The 18,117-nt window shown below is 68.9% G+C and carries 18 protein-coding genes; 12 read left to right on the top strand and 6 right to left on the bottom strand.

Annotated features, from left to right (window positions below):
• Nucleotides 1-5: 5 nt before the first annotated feature.
• Both madM and madL read right to left on the bottom strand, forming a co-directional pair.
• Nucleotides 6-773: a malonate transporter subunit MadM gene (gene madM, locus BLA15945_RS08555; RefSeq protein ID WP_059235073.1), complete on the bottom strand. Its 768-nt coding sequence runs from the start codon at nt 771-773 to the stop codon at nt 6-8.
• Between the two features lie 11 nt (nt 774-784).
• Complete coding sequence (gene madL / locus BLA15945_RS08550) at nt 785-1,180, bottom strand: malonate transporter subunit MadL (RefSeq protein ID WP_059235074.1); 396 nt, start codon at nt 1,178-1,180, stop codon at nt 785-787.
• A 328-nt stretch (nt 1,181-1,508) separates the two neighbouring features.
• Between madL and BLA15945_RS08545 the strand changes: the two genes are divergently transcribed.
• The gene (locus BLA15945_RS08545; RefSeq protein WP_059235076.1) at nt 1,509-2,357 is read left to right on the top strand and encodes a LysR substrate-binding domain-containing protein; all 849 of its coding nucleotides are present in this window, start codon (nt 1,509-1,511) and stop codon (nt 2,355-2,357) included.
• A 165-nt stretch (nt 2,358-2,522) separates the two neighbouring features.
• Complete coding sequence (locus BLA15945_RS08540) at nt 2,523-2,801, top strand: DUF4148 domain-containing protein (RefSeq protein WP_059235078.1); 279 nt, start codon at nt 2,523-2,525, stop codon at nt 2,799-2,801.
• Between the two features lie 25 nt (nt 2,802-2,826).
• Here the strand turns inward: BLA15945_RS08540 and BLA15945_RS08535 are convergent, their stop codons facing one another.
• Entirely contained in the window at nt 2,827-3,744 is a 918-nt protein-coding gene (locus tag BLA15945_RS08535; RefSeq protein WP_174992051.1) for a 3-hydroxyacyl-CoA dehydrogenase NAD-binding domain-containing protein, read from the bottom strand.
• A gap of 245 nt (nt 3,745-3,989) precedes the next feature.
• Here BLA15945_RS08535 and BLA15945_RS08530 point away from each other — a divergent pair, with 245 nt between their 5' ends.
• Nucleotides 3,990-4,430, top strand: a complete 441-nt coding sequence (locus tag BLA15945_RS08530; protein ID WP_059235082.1) for an Hsp20/alpha crystallin family protein — start codon at nt 3,990-3,992, stop codon at nt 4,428-4,430.
• Between the two features lie 16 nt (nt 4,431-4,446).
• Complete coding sequence (locus tag BLA15945_RS08525; protein ID WP_174992050.1) at nt 4,447-4,857, top strand: Hsp20/alpha crystallin family protein; 411 nt, start codon at nt 4,447-4,449, stop codon at nt 4,855-4,857.
• Nucleotides 4,858-4,973: 116 nt separating this feature from the next.
• Here the strand turns inward: BLA15945_RS08525 and BLA15945_RS08520 are convergent, their stop codons facing one another.
• Both BLA15945_RS08520 and BLA15945_RS08515 read right to left on the bottom strand, forming a co-directional pair.
• On the bottom strand, nt 4,974-5,294 hold the full coding sequence (locus tag BLA15945_RS08520; protein WP_174992049.1) for a TFIIB-type zinc ribbon-containing protein: 321 nt from the start codon (nt 5,292-5,294) through the stop codon (nt 4,974-4,976).
• A 90-nt stretch (nt 5,295-5,384) separates the two neighbouring features.
• Nucleotides 5,385-6,137, bottom strand: a complete 753-nt coding sequence (locus tag BLA15945_RS08515; protein WP_059235088.1) for a TerC family protein — start codon at nt 6,135-6,137, stop codon at nt 5,385-5,387.
• 108 nt (nt 6,138-6,245) lie between these two features.
• Here BLA15945_RS08515 and BLA15945_RS08510 point away from each other — a divergent pair, with 108 nt between their 5' ends.
• Nucleotides 6,246-7,139, top strand: coding sequence for a LysR family transcriptional regulator (locus BLA15945_RS08510; protein WP_174992048.1), 894 nt, complete (start codon nt 6,246-6,248; stop codon nt 7,137-7,139).
• 116 nt (nt 7,140-7,255) lie between these two features.
• The gene (locus tag BLA15945_RS08505; RefSeq protein ID WP_174992047.1) at nt 7,256-8,488 is read left to right on the top strand and encodes a DUF2242 domain-containing protein; all 1,233 of its coding nucleotides are present in this window, start codon (nt 7,256-7,258) and stop codon (nt 8,486-8,488) included.
• A 516-nt stretch (nt 8,489-9,004) separates the two neighbouring features.
• Here the strand turns inward: BLA15945_RS08505 and BLA15945_RS08500 are convergent.
• Nucleotides 9,005-9,925 (bottom strand): pyridoxal-phosphate dependent enzyme, encoded by a 921-nt coding sequence (locus BLA15945_RS08500; protein WP_174992046.1) that lies wholly within the window; start codon nt 9,923-9,925, stop codon nt 9,005-9,007.
• Between the two features lie 162 nt (nt 9,926-10,087).
• On the opposite strand from BLA15945_RS08500, the gene BLA15945_RS08495 reads away from it, so the two are divergent.
• From BLA15945_RS08495 to BLA15945_RS08470, 6 genes are all read left to right on the top strand, one after another.
• The gene (locus BLA15945_RS08495; protein WP_059235096.1) at nt 10,088-10,999 is read left to right on the top strand and encodes a LysR family transcriptional regulator; all 912 of its coding nucleotides are present in this window, start codon (nt 10,088-10,090) and stop codon (nt 10,997-10,999) included.
• A gap of 756 nt (nt 11,000-11,755) precedes the next feature.
• The gene (locus BLA15945_RS08490; RefSeq protein ID WP_059235098.1) at nt 11,756-12,961 is read left to right on the top strand and encodes an MFS transporter; all 1,206 of its coding nucleotides are present in this window, start codon (nt 11,756-11,758) and stop codon (nt 12,959-12,961) included.
• A 563-nt stretch (nt 12,962-13,524) separates the two neighbouring features.
• Nucleotides 13,525-14,022, top strand: coding sequence for a Csu type fimbrial protein (locus BLA15945_RS08485; protein ID WP_174992109.1), 498 nt, complete (start codon nt 13,525-13,527; stop codon nt 14,020-14,022).
• A gap of 15 nt (nt 14,023-14,037) precedes the next feature.
• Nucleotides 14,038-14,757, top strand: a complete 720-nt coding sequence (locus tag BLA15945_RS08480; RefSeq protein WP_059235102.1) for a fimbrial biogenesis chaperone — start codon at nt 14,038-14,040, stop codon at nt 14,755-14,757.
• 94 nt (nt 14,758-14,851) lie between these two features.
• On the top strand, nt 14,852-17,149 hold the full coding sequence (locus BLA15945_RS08475) for a fimbria/pilus outer membrane usher protein (RefSeq protein ID WP_233464155.1): 2,298 nt from the start codon (nt 14,852-14,854) through the stop codon (nt 17,147-17,149).
• Nucleotides 17,146-18,108 (top strand): Csu type fimbrial protein, encoded by a 963-nt coding sequence (locus tag BLA15945_RS08470; RefSeq protein ID WP_174992044.1) that lies wholly within the window; start codon nt 17,146-17,148, stop codon nt 18,106-18,108. The genes BLA15945_RS08475 and BLA15945_RS08470 overlap by 4 nt, the downstream gene beginning before the upstream one ends.
• Nucleotides 18,109-18,117 lie beyond the last annotated feature (9 nt).

Here is an 18,117-nt window from a genome sequence, read left to right as displayed (position 1 = left end):
TGGCCTCATGCGCCGACCAGCGCGCGCGTCGTGAAGTACAGCACCGACGGGCCGAGCAGGCAGCCCACGCCCGTATGGAACGTCGCGACCAGCGCGCCGTACGGGACGAGCCGGCGGTCGGTCGCGGCGAGCCCCGCGCTCACGCCGCTGACGGTGCCCGCGAGGCCGCCGAAGATCATCGCGGAACGCGGCGTCTTCAGGCCCATGAAGTTCGCCGCGACCGGCGTGCCGACCATCACGATGATCGCCTTCACGAGCCCGGTCGCAATGCTCAGCGCGATCACGTCGGAGCTCGCCCCGATCGCCGCGCCCGTGACGGGCCCGACGATGTAGGTGACGGCGCCCGCGCCGATCGTCGTCATGCTGACCGCATCGGTATAGCCGAACGCGCGCGCGATGCACGCGCCGACGATGAACGGCAGCACGGTGCCGAGCAGCAGCGACACGACGCCGACGAGCCCGGCCTTGCGCGCCTCGGCCGGCTGCACTTCGAACGCGGTCGCGACGATCGCGAAATCGCGCAGCATCGCGCCGCCCATCAGGCCGACGCCCGCGAACAGCGGCACGTCGGCGATTCCCTTCTCGCCGCCGGTGAACGCGCCGCCGACGTACGCGAGCACGAGACCGATCACGATCGCGATCGCGGAGCCGTGCACGCGGCCGAACGTGAGCTTGCGCGACGCGATCGACGACAGCCACATGATCAGGCCGACCAGTGCGAACGACGCGACGAGCCCGTTGTGGGCGACGGTTTTTTCGAGCATCTGCAGCATGGCGGCCTCCGTTACTGTTCTTCGAATTGCGGCACGCCCGCGAAGGCCGTGTCGTCGCGCCCGGTGCGCACCAGTACCGCGATGCAGCATGCGCAGATCGCGACCGCGCCGACCGCCGCCAGCAGCGCGACGGGGCCGCCCTTCAGCGCGGCGACGACGTTCTGGTTCGCGGCCATCGCGACGACGACCGGGATGTACATCGCGCCCCAGAAACCGACGCCGGCCTCGGTCTCCTTCGGCATCCAGCCGCGCCGGTGCAGCCACAGGCGCAGGCAGATCAGCAGCAGCATCGCGATGCCGACGCCGCCGACGTTGGTCTTCACGCCGATCGCGCTGCCGAGCAGGTCGCCGAGGAACAGTCCGGCCAGGTGGCAAAACGCCAGCAGCGCGGTTCCGTAGATGATCATGAGTCGTCTCCAGTCTCTTCGTGACGGGCGCCGGACGCGTGCAGGAACCGGGCCCGCACGCCGGTCCCGGGCGCGGACTTGTCTCCTGCGGCGGTGCGCCGCGGCCCGGCGGCCCGTCTGGCGGGCCCGTTCTCGGGCGGTCGATGGGATGATGCGGTTTCGGCCCGGACGCCGGATGCCGTAGACTGAACGAAGCAGCCGCCGGCACGACGCGGGCTACGCGTCCGGTACGCCCCGCTGCGGGCACGCACCGGCGCGTGATCCGATACTAGCGCCGCCCAATCCGGCCATTTATGAAGTTGTCGAAACCGATTCAGTGGATTTAGCAATGCGCCCGTTACCGCCCGAGCTGCTGCGCAGCTTCGTCGCCGTCGCCCAGTCCGGCAGCTTCACCGCCGCGTCCGAGCGCGTGAGCCTGTCGCAATCGACCGTCAGCCAGCACATCCGCCGCCTCGAGGAGCTGCTCGACCGGCCGCTGTTCGAGCGCGACACGCGCAACGTGCACCTGTCGCAGCACGGCGACGCGCTGTTCCGCTACGCGGTGCGCATCCTCGAACTGATGGACGAAGCCGTCACGTCGGTGTGCGGGCCGCCGCTGTCGGGCAAGGTGCGGCTCGCGATGTCGGAGGATTTCGCTTCGGCGCACCTGACTGCCGCGCTCGCGAGCTTCGTGCAGCGCAACCCGGACGTCGAGCTCGCGATCTCGACCGGGCTGTCGGGCGACCTGTTCGACGCGCTCGACGAAGGCCGGCACGATCTCGTGTTCGCGAAGCGCATCGCCGGCAGCCGGCGCGGCCGCGTGATCCGCAGCGAACCGCTGTACTGGTGCACCGGCCCCGAATCGCGGCTCACCGGCCATGAAACCGTGCTGCCGCTCGCGATGCATCCGGAACCGAGCGTGTCGCGCCGCCGCGTGCTCGAATCGCTCGAGGCCGTCGGGCGGCCGTACCGGATTGCGGTCGTGAGCAGCAGCGTCGCGGTGTTGCGCGCGGCCGCGAGCGCGGGGCTCGGGGTCAGCGCGTTTGCCGGCTACGTGATCCCGGCCGGGCTCGCGCGGCTCGACGCGGGGCTGCCCGAGCTCGGCGAACTCGAATACGTGATCGACCGGCCGGCGGCCGCATCGCGCTCCACGCTCGCGCTCGAAGCGACGCTGATCGCGGCGGCGGCCGAATTGTGACGACACCGGGCGCCGCACGCCTGCGCGGCCGCGCCCGCACCTGACAGCTTTGCCCGGAACGCGTCATCGTCCGCGCAGCACCCGCTCGCGACAATGGGACCCATCGGAATGCACGGCAAACCGCCGCGCACCTCCGGTTCCCCGTCCCCTTGATCGGAGCCCGCCATGAACGTTTTGCGATTCGCCGTCGCGACCGCCGCAGCCGCCCTGCTGTCCCCCGCCTTTGCCCAGACCGACGCCGCTGCGTCCGCGCCGGGCCTGACCCGCGCGGAAGTCATCGCCCAGCTCAAGCAGGCCTATCTCGACGGCGAGCTGCCGACGAACGACAGCAACTACCCGCCGAATGCCGCGACGCGAGCACGCAACCGCGAACTCGTGCAGGCCGCGAGCCCCGCGTGGCTGGCCCAGACGCCGCCCGCGCCGCAATCGACGTCGCAGCAATAGCCGGACCGCTGACGCTCCGGCGCGCTCAGGGCAGGAAGCTGCGGCGCCGCGCATCGATCAATTCGACGAGCAGACGGTCGCGCTCGGCCGCCAGTTCCTGCATCGAACGCTCGCCCTGGATCGCGCGCAGTTCGTCGTTCAGCCTGCGATCGATGTCCGGATCGAACGAAGGCGTGCCGAGGTCGTCCCACCAGCTCGTGATCGGCCCCGACAGGTGTTCGAGGAAGTGCGCGATCCCGCCCGCGCCGCCGCCGAGGTGGTAGGTCAGGCACTGCCCCATCAGCCCCCAGCGCAGGCCGGGCCCCCACGCGACGGCCTTGTCCGCATCGGCGACACTCACGACGCCTTCGCCGACGAGGTGATACACCTCGCGGAACAGCGCGGCCGCGAGCCGGTTCGCGACATGGCCGGTCATCTCCTTGTTGAGGACGATCGTCTGCTTGCCGAGCGCATCGTAGAAATCCTTCACGCGCGCGATCACGTCCTGGCCGGTCGCATCGCCGCCGACCAGCTCGACGAGCGGAATCAGGTGCGGCGGATTGAACGGATGCGCGATCAGGCAGCGCTCCGGATGCTTCGCGCACGCGGTCTGGATGTCGGACATCTTCAGCCCCGACGAGCTCGATGCGATCGGCACGTGTTCCGGCAGCACGTCGTCCATCTGCCGGTACAGCGCGCGCTTCAGATCGAGGCGCTCAGGGCCGTTTTCCTGCACGAAATCGACGCCGGCGAGCGCGCGCACGAGATCGGCGTCGAACGACAGCCGCGCGGAGAGTTCGGCGGCCCGCTCGCCGAGAAACGCGGCCAGCGCGTCGCGCAGCCGCGCGTCGGCTTGCGGCGCCGGATCGGTCGCGACAACGTCGAAACCCTGCGTCAGGTAGAAAGCCGCCCAGCTCGCGCCGATCACGCCGGCGCCGACGATCGCGATACGTCGAATGTCCATGGTTGTCCCGTGTGGTTGGTCTGCAGATATCTCGCGGCGATTGTCGCATCGAATCCTGTGCGCATGCGTTGACGCAGATTGCAGATTCCCTCTTGAAATGCGCGGCAGCGGCCACTAATTAACCGTCGTCGGGCCGTGCTTCATCTCTTGCACCGCCCCGTTTCGATCCAGTGGAGCCACCCGTCGCGCCCGCCGCAGGCGTCGCGCCGTCACGTCTCCCGTGTTCCCTGTTCAGGAGGACCAACATGAGCGGTATCCATTTCGGCAACGACCTGTTCGACGAATTCGCCCGCGTGCAGCGGCAAGTGGCGAACCTGCTCGGCGAGCGCCCGTCCGGCATCCGCGCGGTGCGTCCGGGCGCCTTTCCCGCACTCAACGTCGGCGCCACCGACGACGCGATCGAGATCGTTGCATTCGCACCCGGCATGGCCGCAGGCGATTTCGACGTGTCGATCGACAAGGACCTGCTGACGATCAGCGGCGAGCGCAAGCCGGTGCCGCGTACCGAAGGCGAAGACGTGCGGACCTACGCGCAGGAGCGCTTTCACGGCGCATTCCGCCGCGTCGTCGAACTGCCGCGCGACGCGAATCCCGACCAGGTCAGCGCGCGCTACGAAAACGGCTGCCTGCTGATACGCGTCGGCCGGCGCGAAGCCGCGAAGCCGCGTGCGATCACCGTTCAGTAATCTTCAGGATACCGACATGAATACGAACCCGACCCTGGCCGAACGCCACACGAACACCGTTCACCCTGCTGCTGCCGAAGCCGCGCACCGGCCCGCGATCACGCCGGCCGTCGACATCGTCGAGAACGATCGCGGCGTCACGCTGCGCGCCGACCTGCCCGGCGTGCCGCGCGAGAACCTCGACGTGAAGGTGCACGACACGACGCTGACGATCGAAGCCGGTACGCACCTCGATACGCCGGAAGACCTGCGCGTGCGACACGCCGAAGTGCGCTCGACACGCTATGCACGGTCGTTCGTGCTCAGCGCCGATCTCGACACATCGCGGATCGACGCGAACCTGCGCGACGGCGTGCTGACCCTGACGATTCCGCGCCGCGAGGAAACGCGTCCGCGCCGCATCGACGTGACGGCCGGCAACGCGTGAGCGTTGGTGCGGGTCGCGATGTGACGTGTCGCGACCCGCATGAAAAAAGCCCCGCCCGGCGCGATGCCGGGCGGGGCTTTTTTATCGGCGTGCGTGCAGGCACGCCGTATCCGGATTCAATCGAAGTCGAACAGGTCGAACACCGACTTCTTGCGCCGCTGGCCGTCGTGCCGGTGACGATCGTCGTGCGAGCGGCCGTCGCGCCCCCAGCCATCGTCGCGACCGCGCTGCGCCGGTGCGTTGTGCTGCGCCGGTGCGTTGTGCTGCGTCGGCGAATCGTCGCGGCGCGCCGGCGCATCGCCGGTTTCGCGGGCGATCAGCTTGTCGAGCTCGCCGCGATCGAGCCACACGCCTCGGCACGTCGGACAGTAGTCGATCTCGATCGACTGGCGCTCGGCCATCAGCAGGTCGGGTGTCTTGCAGACAGGGCATTTCATCGCGTTTCTCCTTTCCGTGCGAATTTCGTCTGGATTCCGTACGAGGCGCGCGAGCCGGCCGCCGCGGCGGCCGGCGTCACGCGCAGCGGCTCAGTCGCCTTCCCCTTGCGCCGCACGCTTCGCCTTCGCGCGCCGCGCCAGCATGTTCATGCCCTCGACGAAGGCCGAGAACGCCATTGCCGCGTAGATGTACCCCTTCGGCACGTGCGAACCGAAACCTTCGGCGATCAGCGTCATGCCGATCACGACCAGGAACGACAGCGCCAGCATCACGATGGTCGGGTTGCGATCGATGAAGCGTGCGAGCGGCTGTGCGGCAAACAGCATCACGGCCACGGCGACGATCACGGCGACGAACATGATCGGGATGTGCTCGGTCATGCCGATCGCGGTCACGATGCTGTCGATCGAGAACACGATGTCGAGCATCACGATCTGGCCGATCGCGGCCCATACCGTCAGGCTGGCCGCGCCGCTCGCCCCGCCCGCGCCGCCGTCATGCGACACGTGGTGATGAATCTCGGTGGTCGCCTTCCACACGAGGAACAGGCCGCCCGACAGCAGGATCATGTCGCGCCACGAGAACGCGTGGTCGAACAGCGTGAACACGGGTTCGGTCAGGCTCGCGATCCACGCGACGCTGCCGAGCAGCGCAAGACGCATCACCAGCGCGAGCGCGATGCCGAGGCGCTGCGTGCGGGCGCGCTGCGCCTCGGGCAGCTTGTTGCTGAGGATCGAGATGAAGATCAGGTTGTCGATGCCGAGCACGACTTCCATCACGACGAGCGTCAGGAGCGCGGCCCAGACGGCGGGGTCGGCGGCAAGCGTCAGCAGGTAGTCCATGAAATGGGCCGATACGAAAGTGGAAAGCCAGATGATATGCCGCCCCGAACTTCGTAAAAATCAGAGAGAATCTGACTTTAAGTTCGGTTTTTTCGATATATCGATCCGATGCTCAATTTCCGACATCTGTACTACTTCTGGGTCGTCGTGAAGGAAGGCGGCTTCGCGCGCGCCGCCGGCCGGCTCGACATGGCCGTGCAGACGATCAGCGCGCAGGTGCGCGAGCTCGAGAAATCGCTCGGGCACCAGTTACTGCGCCCGGCCGGGCGCGGCGTCACGATGACCGACGCGGGCCAGGCCGCGTTTGCGCGTGCGGAGGTCATCTTCGAGATGGGGCGGCTGATTCCCGACGACGTGCGCGCGGCGGCCAGCCAGCCGACCGTGCGGCTCGCGGTCGGCCTCGCGGACGGCATCTCCAAGCTCGCCGCGCATGCGATCCTGGCACCGGTGCTCGACACGCCCACGCTGCGGCTGCTGTGCCACGAGGGCGAGCACGATGCGCTGCTCGCGGAGCTTGCGCTGCATCATCTGGATCTCGTGCTGGCCGGCCAGGGCGCGCCGTCGGGGTCGAACCTGCGCGTGACGAGCGAGCGGCTCGTCGCCTCGCCGGTCGACTGGTACGGGCCCGCGGCGCTCGTCACGCCGGCCGCACGGCAGCGCTTTCCGCAGTGCCTGGCCGATCTGCCCGTGCTGTTGCCGACCGCCCATTCGGCGCTGCGCGCACGCCTCGACCTGTGGCTGGAAGGCGAACGGATCGTGCCGCGCGTGGCCGGGGAATTCGAGGACAGCGCGCTGATGGCCGTGTTCGCGGCGCGCGGCCTCGGCGTGTTTCCGCTGAGCGAGCTCGGCGCGAACGACGCGTCGCTGCTGCGTGGGCTCAGGCGGCTCGGGCGCGCGGGCGACGTGACCGAGGAGATCCACGCGATCCGCTCGCGGCGCGGCGAACATCATCCGCTGACGTCGCAATTGCTCGCCGCGGCGCGCGGCGCACCGGCCGACTGAAGCGAGCGCGACATCAAACGAAACTATAATGACGCCCCGGCCTTACGAGATGTGCACGCGCATCACCCCAGGCACCGCCCTTGCGCAGCCTCTCGCCAAGCCTTCTGAAAGACGCCATGCACAACCGATTTCGCCTGTTTTCCGTTTCGTGCGCGCTCGCGGCCGCGACCGTGCTGGCGGCGTGCTCGTCGCCGCCCAAGCCGATCTACCAGCAGGAACAGTTCGACGCGACGAGCAGCCCGTACGCGCACACGTTCCACTCGAAATCCGACGCGGCCTGCGAGGCCGCGCGGCGGGCGCTGCTGAGCCAGGGCTACGTGGTGTCGTCGTCGCGCAACGATGCGGTCGACGGCAGCAAGAATTTCCAGCCGAACAACGACATGCACGTCGTGATCGAGTTTCACGTCGTGTGCGCGGATGCGAACGCGGACGGCTCGTCGAGCATCGCGTACGTGAATGCGGTGCAGGACCGCTACACGCTGAAGAAGTCGAATACGTCGGCCAGCGTCGGCTTGAGCGTGTTCGGCTCGCTGTCGCTGCCGATCGGGTCGAGCGACGATGCGCTCGTCAAGACCGCGAGCGAGACGATTCCCGCCGGCGTGTTCTATGAACGCTTCTTCAATCTCGTCGACCATTTCCTGAAGATCGACCCGGCACGCCGCGATCGCGCAACCGTGAAGGCGGCCGAGAAGGAACCCGTCGCGCCGCTGCCCGAACCCGCGCCGACGCCGCAAGGCGAACCGATCAAGATGACGACGCCGGTCGTGCCGACGCCGCCCGCGGCGCCGGTGCCGCTTTCGGTGCCGGGTGTGGCGCCCGAGCCGGGCGCGAACGCCGTGCCGGCCGCGGCATCTGCTGTCGTCGTGCCGGCCACGGTGCGCGCGGCCGCGCCGATGGCGGCGTCCGGTTCCGCGTCGGTGCCGGTTGCTGCTGCGGTCCCGGCTTCCGCCTCCGGCGCCGCGCCCGCACCGGCTTCGGCACCCGCATCGACTACCGGTTCGTCGCCCGCGCCGGCTGTCGCACCTGCGCCCGTGTCGGCTGTCGCGCCTGCGCCCGCTTCGGCACCCGTGTCGGCTTCCTCCGGTCAGGCTACCTCGCCGGCCTCGGCCCATTCGCCGGCCGCCGGTTCGGCGGTCGCACCGGCGGCCGCACCGGTTTCCGCGCCCGCCTCGGTTTCGGGTCCGGCGGCACCGTCGGCCCCAGCCACCCCGGCATCGGCCACGCCGGCGCCTTCGTCGGCAGCCTCCGCGCCTGCATCAGCATCGGCACCGTCGAGCGCGTCGCCTGCCGCCGTGAACCCCGTCGCATCTTCCGCGCCTTCCGGCGCGAGCGCGCCAGCCGCGAACTGATCGATCTGTCGTATCGCCGCGCCCGGCCGCACCGGGCTCAGCGCGGCGATACGCGTCCCCTCCGCGTCATTTCCCCAAGCCATGTCCGCGCATCCGGCCATCTGACCACGCCGTGATGACGGACCAGCAACGCCGACGCCGCTCGGCAGGCCCGACACGGCCGATTCCCTAAGCTCCGCACGCGACGATCGCAAGCCGCCCGGCCATTTCCCGACCGCCCCGCCCGCTTTCCTGCTTTCCTGCTTTCCTGCTTTCCTGCTTTCCTGCTTTCCTGCTTTCCTGCTTTCCGGCTTTCCTGCTTTCCCGCTTTCCCGCTTTCCCGCTTTCCCGCTTTCCCGCTTTCCCGCTTTCCCGCTTTCCCGCTTTCCCGCGTTACCGCGTTACCGCGTTACCGCGTTACCGCTTTCCCGCTTTCCCGCTTTCCCGCGTTACCGCGTTACCGCGTTACCGCGTTACCGCTTTCCCGCTTTCCCGCGTTACCGCGTTACCGCGTTACCGCTCCCCCACTCCCCCGCGTTACCGCAACGTCGCGCGCAGCGTCTGCAGATACTCGACGGTCGCCGTCACGCCGCCGCAGACGATCACGGCGATGTCCGACGCCGACGCCAGCACCGGCACCGGCCGCTCGAGTGCGGCCAGCGCCGCGCCGCACGCGGGCTCGACGACGATCCGGTGCTCGTCGAGAAACCGCAGCGACGCAGCCACCGCGTCGGCATCGGACACGACGACGGGATGGATTTCGTGGCGCGTCGCCCACTCGACCGCCGCGTCGCACGGCCGTTTCGCGCCGAGCGACGTGGCGATGCTCGCAATCGCCGGCAATTCGACCGGACGCCCCTGCGCAACCGAACGCGCGTAGCAGTCGGCGCCTTCCGTTTCGGCCGCGACGACCGGCACGTCGTGCCAGCCGTTGCGCGCAAGCCCTTCGAGCACGCCGCACAACAGCCCGCCGCCGCCGACCGCGAGCACGACCGCGTCGGGCTTCGGACCGGCCGCCGCCATCTCGTCGATCATCGTCGCGTGACCCTGCCACAGCACGGGATCGTCGAACGGATGCACGAACGCATCGTGCTCGCCGAGCGCCGACTGGGCGAACGCGTTCGCCTCGGCCCAGCTCGCACCGTGCACGACGAGTTCCGCGCCCTCGATCTGGATCAGTTCGCGCGCGCGGGCCGATGCGCTTTCCGGCACCACGACTCGCACCGGCACGCCAAGCTCACGGCCGCAATACGCGACCGCGATACCCGCGTTGCCGCCCGACGACGACACGAACCGCCGCGCGCCGGCCGCATGCCGCGCCTCGCAGACGGCACCGATGCCGCGCAGCTTGAACGAGCCCGACGGCTGCAGCGCATCGAGCTTCAGCCGGATGGTCCTGCCGAGCCGGCGGGACGCGATTTGCGAGCGGATATAAGGGGTCGGGATATGAAGCGGCATGGGACGGAACGCTGTGGAAACGGAGGGAAACGCACGCGACTCGTGAGCACACGCGTGCGGCAGGGACGGTTATCGTACGGCAGGCTCGCCATGCTTTCCAATACCATCGAATGGCGTTTGCTATGCTTGCCAGGCATATCAACAAACCGGAACGGACACCGCATGCGCCAGATCGAATTGCGTCACCTGCGCTACTTCGTCGCCGTCGCACAGGCCGGCAGCGTGATGGCAGGCGCCCGCGCGGCCGGCATCGTCCAGCCTGCACTGTCGCGGCAGATCCGCGAGCTCGAGGACGCGATCGGTACGCCGCTGCTGATCCGCCGCACAACGGGCGTCACGCTCACGGCGGCCGGCGCGAGCTTCCTGCAGGATGCGACCGGCCTGCTCGCCACGCTGCAGGACAGCCGCGAGCGCGCATTGCGCAGCGCGGCCGGCCAGCTCGGCGAACTGCGGCTCGGCGCGCTGCCGAACTGCCTGCCGCTGCCGATCGTCGCGAACGTGCTCAAGGCGTTTCGCGACGCATGCCCCGATGTGAAACTGTCGATTGCGCCGATGCTGTCGGCCGAACAGGCGAGCGCGCTGATGCGCGGCCAGCTCGACGCCGGGATCATGGCCTGGCGTCGCGACGAGGCGCCGCACCTGTCGGGTGTGCGGCTGCTGAGCGACCGCTTCGTGCTCGCGATGCCCGCGCCGCCGGGCGGCGGCTTCAACGCGCCGCGCACGCTGGCCGATGTCGCAAACGAACCGTTCGTCTGGTTCGACGCACAGCGCTCCGCCGCGCACCACCGGTTCCTGATGGCGCAGTGCCAGCAGGCCGGCTTCACGCCGCGCATCGCGCAGGTCGGCAGCGACATCCCGACGCTGATCGGCCTCGTCGCGGCCGGGATGGGCTGTGCGTTCGTGCCCGAAAGCGCGTCGCCGACCTGCCCGCACACGGTCCGGCTCGTCGCGCTCGACGAGCTTGCGAGCCGCTTCGACATCGAGTTCGTGTTCGACGGCGCGGCGGCGGCACCGTCCCCCGTCGTCGCACGGTTTCTCGCGGCCGTACGCGATGCGGCCGGCGAACCGGGCTGAACGGATGCCGGGGGCGCGTCCGGCACGCAAACGGGCAACGCGGCTTGCAACTCGGGCCGGCGAGCGTAACCGCCCCTCCGCCATACCGTCGCTCCGGCTGCTTCGGCGCGTTGAACGACACCGTCGAGCCCACAAAAAATCTTTCAAAAAGCTGACGCACGACACTGCGGCACCGGAATTCTTAAATTGACACCCAAAACGGCCGTTTAACGCCGATTCGAATTGTCACGGGCCGAAATATACTGCGCCCGCATCCAACCCTCGTGCCAAAGAGAGGATGCTTTTCCGCCCCGGTCACGGTCCCCCTGTGGTCGGGGCTTTTTTGCGCTTGCGCCTTGCGGGGAAAGGGTTTCCGGCCAACGCACGATGTCCGCCACCGGCGCTCGCCGATACCTGGGCCGCGCGCCCGGACCACCCGGCTGCAGGTCGCCGCACGGCGGCCGGACCGCGCCCGGCGCATCGCCCCGGGCGGCCGCCCATTCGCCGCACACCCTCACCGGATCGCAGCCGCGCGACCGCAGGCTCCGCCCTTTCATCTTACGAATATCTTTCGCCAATCCCAGCCTCGTTCGACAGCCCCCGCCGACGCATCATCCACAAGCCTCGCGCGCATGTCGCCCCTGCTCCGCATTGTTGACATGAAATCAAGATAATTTCGCCCGCATGCGGCTTTTTCCGCAAAAGTAATGCAGGCAAACTTCGCCCTGTCCTCAACGGTCCCGTGCCGTTGTCCTTCGATTAACAGGAGCCCATCGCGTGAACCCCACGACTTCCTCTCGTTCCCGCCCGGGCGGCAGCGCCGCGCTGCCGCTGCTGGCGCTCGCCGCCGGTGCGTTCGGCATCGGCACGACCGAGTTCTCGCCGATGGGCCTGCTGCCCGTGATCGCCGACGGCGTGCACGTGTCGATTCCGAAGGCCGGCATGCTGATCAGCGCGTATGCGATCGGCGTGATGGTCGGCGCGCCGCTGATGACGCTGCTGCTCGCGCGCTGGTCGCGCCGTTCGGCGCTGATCGCGCTGATGTCGATCTTCACGATCGGCAACCTGCTGTCGGCCGTCGCGCCGGACTACACGACGCTGCTGCTCGCCCGCCTCGTGACGAGCCTCAACCACGGCGCGTTCTTCGGGCTCGGCTCGGTGGTCGCGGCCAGCCTCGTGCCGCGTGAAAAGCAGGCGAGCGCGGTCGCGACGATGTTCATGGGCCTCACGATCGCGAACGTCGGCGGCGTGCCGGCCGCAACCTGGCTCGGCCAGATCATCGGCTGGCGCATGTCGTTCGCGGCAACCGCGGGCCTCGGCCTGATCGCGATCGCCGGCCTGTTCGCCGCGCTGCCGAAGGGCGAAGCCGGCAAGATGCCCAACCTGCGTGCCGAACTCTCGGTGCTGACGCGCCCTGTCGTGCTCGGCGCGCTCGGGACGACGGTGCTCGGCGCCGGCGCGATGTTCACGCTCTACACGTATGTCGCCCCGACGCTCGAACACCTGACTGGCGCGACGCCCGGCTTCGTGACCGCGATGCTCGTGCTGATCGGCGTCGGTTTCTCGATCGGCAACATCGCAGGCGGCCGCCTCGCCGACCGCTCGCTCGACGGCACGCTGACCGGCTTCCTGCTGCTGCTGATCGCGACGATGGCTGCGTTCCCGTTGCTCGCCAGCACGCATGTCGGCGCCGCCGTCACGCTGCTCGTGTGGGGTGTCGCAACGTTCGCGGTCGTGCCGCCGCTGCAGATGCGCGTGATGCGCGCCGCCCACGAAGCGCCGGGCCTTGCGTCCGCCGTCAACATCGGTGCGTTCAACCTCGGCAATGCGGTTGGCGCGGCTGCCGGCGGCGCGGCGATCTCGGCAGGCTTCGGCTACGCAGCCGTGCCGCTCGTCGGCGGGCTGATCGCCGCGGCCGGACTCGCGCTCGTGGTGCTGCAGGTTGCGCAGCGCCGCCGTGCACCGGCCACCGCGAATTCGTAATCGCAATCCGGGCAATCCGACGTACCGACGCTCACGGCCGCGCAATGCGGCCGTTTTCGTTTTCCGCCGCCAATCCGGATTCGCCGATTCTTCAATCGGGATAAATCCCGAATATCACCCCCTCCTCCTTCCACACCCGAATTGAAAATTGAATCCACTCACGGATTACCGGGATCGATTCAATGCCCTGAAATGATTCGACGCATGTCATTTCCAATTCACCACACACCGCAATTATCCATTCCGCACCGGTCGATTCAATCCGCCACGCCAATCTGAAAATCGAGTCGCACCCCGCATAAGCCCCGCAGCCACTTGTGCTCCGCAAGAAAATATTTCGCCCGATGCGCCGGACAAAATCGAAAAGCGCAATGCTTACCGGTTTTATTCAATCATTAATCGATCAAACTGTAACAAAATGAAACAGCCAAAACTTTAAGATTGAAAGACTCCTCGATTCGTATCAGCATTCAAGCGGCCGTGGCGCGCGGAGCGCGGCATAAATCCAATGAAAAACCGACCGGGGAGGATTCAGAGTGAAAGTCGCCATCGCTTCCACGACATTGTCGCTCGCGCTGTCAATCGGCCTTTCGACACCTGCCGCCGACGCCGCTACCTATTCGAACGGCACCGCGACCGCCACCTTCAACGTCACGCTGACACTGCAGCCGAACTGCATGATCACCGCGAACCCGCTGGCCTTCGGGACCAACGGCGTGCTCTCCGCCGCGATCAACCAGCAGACGACCGTCAGCGTCACCTGCACCAACACGACGCCGTACAACGTCGGCCTCGATGCCGGCTCGGTCACGGGGTCGACCGTCGCGAGCCGCCTGATGGCCGGCACGGCGACCGGCAATACGACGACGACCGTCGGCTTCCAGCTGTACCAGGACGCCGGCCGCACGACCGTATGGGGCAACACGCAGGGGACGGACACGGTCGCCGGTACCGGCACGGGCTCCGCGCAGGCGCTGACCGTCTACGGCCAAGTGCCGACGCAGGCCACGCCGAAGCCGGACACCTATCAGACGACCGTCACCGCAACGGTCTACTTCTGACCGGCGCCGCCACGCATGATCGCATTACGTCGAACGCTCGCCGCGCTGCTGTGCGCGGCCGGCGCCGCGCACGCCGCGTCGCTGCAGATCTCCCCCGTCACGATCGAATTCGGCGCCGACGACACGGCCACCGGCATCACGCTGCGCAATCCGGGCGATCGTCCCGTGTACGGACAGGTGCGCGTGTTCCGCTGGGACCAGGCCGACGGCCAGGACACGCTGACGCCCACGCAGGACCTCGTCGCGAGCCCACCGCTGATCGAGGTCGGCACGCAGTCCGACCAGTTGATCCGCGTCGTGCGCGCGTCGCGCACGCCATCCGGTGTCGAGCAGAGCTACCGGCTGCTGATCGACGAGCTGCCGCCGCCCGGCGAAGCGCCGACCAACGGCGTGTCGATCCGGCTACGCTATTCGATTCCGGTGTTCGTCGAACCGCCGACCAACGGCGCGCCGCAGCTGGACTGGGCGCTCGCGCGCCAAAACGGCGGCTGGGTGCTGCGTGTACGCAACGTGGGCGCACGCCGCGCGCAGCTGGCATCGGTCGAGCTCGTGACCGGCGACGGCCGCGCGTACCCGCTCACGCACGGGCTGCTCGGCTACGCGCTCGCGGGCCGCACCGGCCAGTGGAGCGTGCCGCTGCCGGCCGGCCTCACGCTCGGCGGCAAGGTCACGGTGCGCGCGGCCGTCAATTCGCAGCCGGCCAGCGCGGTCGTCGCGGTGGAGCCGCCGGGCTAGACCGCCGGTGCGCCGCCCGGCCCCTTCCCCTTCGCCACGCGCCGGCACGTTTCCGGTCAACGGACGCAGAACGTCGCGGCGCGCCCGGCGCATCGTGCTCGTCGCCGTCGTGGCCGGGCGCCTGCTCGTGCACGGCGCGGCTCGCGCGGACGAACCGGCGGCGCTCGTGATGGCCGACAGCATCCACGACGTCATCCTCGAAGTCAGCATCAACGGCGAAAGCACGACGCTGCTCGCGCATTTCCGCGAACGCGACGGCCATCTGTCGGCGAGCGGCGCCGACCTGCGCACGATCGGCTTCGCGACCGACCGGCTCGGCATCGCCGACGCGGCGACCGTCGAGCTCGACACGATTCCCGGCCTGCGCTATCGCTACGACGCCGCGCACCAGCGTGTCGACCTGGCGATGGCCGACACGCTGCGCCGTCCGTACGCGGTCGACAGCCGCGCGTTGCCGGCCACGCAGGCGGCCACCGCGTCGCGCGGGCTCGCGATCAACTACGAGGCGTACGCGCAGACGATCGGCGACCGGCAGTTCTCGCTCTACACCGGCGTGCGCTACTTCGATCCGAACGGCGTGTTCAACACCACCGGCACCGCGTATTTCTACAACGGCCAGCGGCGCTACACGCGCTTCGATACGTCATGGAGCCGCTCGGACCCGGCGCGGCCGAGCACGACGCAGATCGGCGACGCGATCTCGGGATCGCTCGCGTGGACGCGCTCCGTGCGCCTCGGCGGCTTCCAGTGGCGCAGCAACTTCGCGCTGCGGCCCGATCTCGTGACGTTCCCGATTCCGTCGCTCGCGGGTTCCGCCGCAGTACCGTCGGCGGTCGACCTGTACGTCAACAACGTGCGCCAGTACACCGGCAACGTGCCGAGCGGCCCGTTCATCATCCACGACGTGCCGGGCATCACCGGCGCCGGCCAGGCGACCCTCATCACGCGCGACGCGCTCGGGCGCACCGTCGCGACGTCCGTGCCGCTCTATGTCGACACGCGCATGCTGTCGGCCGGGCTGTCGAGCTATTCGTTCGAGGCCGGCTTCCTGCGCCGCAACTATGCGCTGCAGTCGTTCGACTACGACGCGCGGCCGGCCGTCAGCGGCTCGATGCGGCGCGGCGTCAGCGATACGCTGACCGTCGAGGGGCATGCGGAAGCGACGGGCGGCGTGCTCAACGCCGGCGTCGGCGCGCTGATGCGGCTCGGCTATGCGGGCGTGGTGAGCGGCGCGGTCGCGGGCAGCGTCGGCCGCTATCCGGGCACGCAGGTGAGCGTCGGCTACCAGCTGATCGAACCGCGCTTCTCGATCAACGCGCAGACGATCCGCGCCTTCGGCCGCTACGGCGACCTGGCATCGCGCGACGGTTCACCGGTGCCGTCGGCGACCGACCAGGCGACGCTCGCGCTGCCGTTCATGCACCGCCAGACGCTGTCGCTCAGCTATATCGGCTTCCGGCTGCCGCAAGGCCCGAGCGCGCGGATCGGCACCGTGTCGTACACGCTGAGCCTCGGCGATCTCGCATCGCTGAGCGTGAGCGCCTACCGCGATTTCGCGCAGCAGGGCGCGAACGGCGCCTTCGTGTCGCTGAACATCGGGCTCGGCCGCAACACGTCGCTCAACGCGACCGTCGGCCGCCAGCGCGGCCAGTCGAACTACACCGTCGACGCGAACCGTCCGCCCGACTACGACGGCGGCTGGGGCTGGGGCGTGCAGACCGGCGGCACGGGCGCGGTGCCCTACCGGCAGGCGCAGGTGCGCTATCTCGGCCGCGCGGGCGAGGTCATCGCGGCCGCGCAAAGCATCGACCGTCAGACCGGCGCATCGCTCGACGTGAGCGGCGCGCTCGTGTTCATGGACAGCAGCCTGCAGTTGTCGCGCCGCATCGACGACGGCTTCGCGCTGGTGTCGACCGACGGCGTCGCGGGCATCCCCGTGCTGCACGAGAACCGCGTGATCGGCACGACCGATCGCGCCGGGCATCTGCTCGTGCCCGACCTGAACGCGTACCAGAACAACCAGGTCGCGATCGATTCGATGAAGCTGCCGGCCGACGCGCGAATCGCCCGCACGTCGATGACGATCGTGCCGCAGGCGCAATCGGGCGTCGTCGCGCATTTCGGTGTGTCGCGCTATCGCGCCGCGTCGGTGATCCTGCGCGACGCCGCCGGGAATCCGCTGCCGGCCGGTGCGCGCGTGCATCACGCCGAAAGCGGCGCGGACACGATCGTCGGCTATGACGGGCTCACGTTCATCGACGGGCTGAAGGACGACAACCATCTCGCGATCGACTACGGCACGCAACGCTGCGCCGTGGCATTCGCGTTCACCGCGCCCGGCGACGGCACGCTGCCGACCGTCGGGCCGCTCACCTGCCGGGCGGCGCCATGAGAATCGTGCTGCTGCTCGTCCTGGCGCTCGCCGCGTGGTGCGGCGTGCCGCGTCACGCGCAGGCCGAGACCTGCACGGCCACCGCATCGACGGTCACCTTCGGCTCGGTCAGCCCGATCTCGCTCGCGCCGGTCACCGCGACCGGCACCGTCAGCATCACGTGCACGTGGTCGGCCGTCTCGCTGACGCCAAACGTGCTCGTGTGCCTGAATCTCGGCGGCACGAGCCCGCGCAGCCTCGTCAACGGCGCCAACGCGATGCAGTACGACCTCTATCTCGACGGCGGGCATTCGGTCGCATGGGGTTCCGTGTATTCCGGCACCACACCGGCGTCCGTCACGCTCGCCAAACCCGCGCTCGGCACGAGCGCGAGCGCGACGGTCACGATCTACGGACAGATCACGTCGAACCAGCCGACCGTGCCGACAACGGGCAACAACACGACGACCTACTCGCAGACGTTCGGCGGCAACACGACGTCGCTCAACGCCGGGTTCTACCTGCTCGGTGCGCCGACCTGCGCGTCGTTGACGACGTCGAACGGTACCTTCCCGTTCAGCGCGACCGCGAACGTGATCAACAACTGCAACATCAGCGCGACCAACGTCAGCTTCGGCACCGCGAGCGTGCTGTCCGGCACGCTCACGGCAACCGGCTCGATCACCGCGCAGTGCACGAACGGCGACGCGTGGAAAATCGCGCTGGACGGCGGCAGCACCGGCAACGTGACGGCACGCGGGATGCAGCGCAGCGGCGGCGGCGGCACGATCAATTACGGGCTTTACACGGATGCCGCGCGCTCGATCGCGTGGGGCGACGGCACGGGCGGCAGCTCGACGGCCACGGGTGTCGGCACGGGCACGTCGCAGGTCGTGACCGTATATGGCGCGGTGCCGGCGCAAACCACGCCCGCGCCCGGCAACTACAGCGACAAGATCACCGCGACGATCAGCTTCTAGCGGGAATGG

The organism is Burkholderia arboris, from assembly GCF_902499125.1.
GTDB lineage: Bacteria > Pseudomonadota > Gammaproteobacteria > Burkholderiales > Burkholderiaceae > Burkholderia > Burkholderia arboris.
The sequence above is the reverse complement of the archived record's forward strand: the minus strand, read 5'-3'. Positions and strand labels throughout refer to the sequence as shown.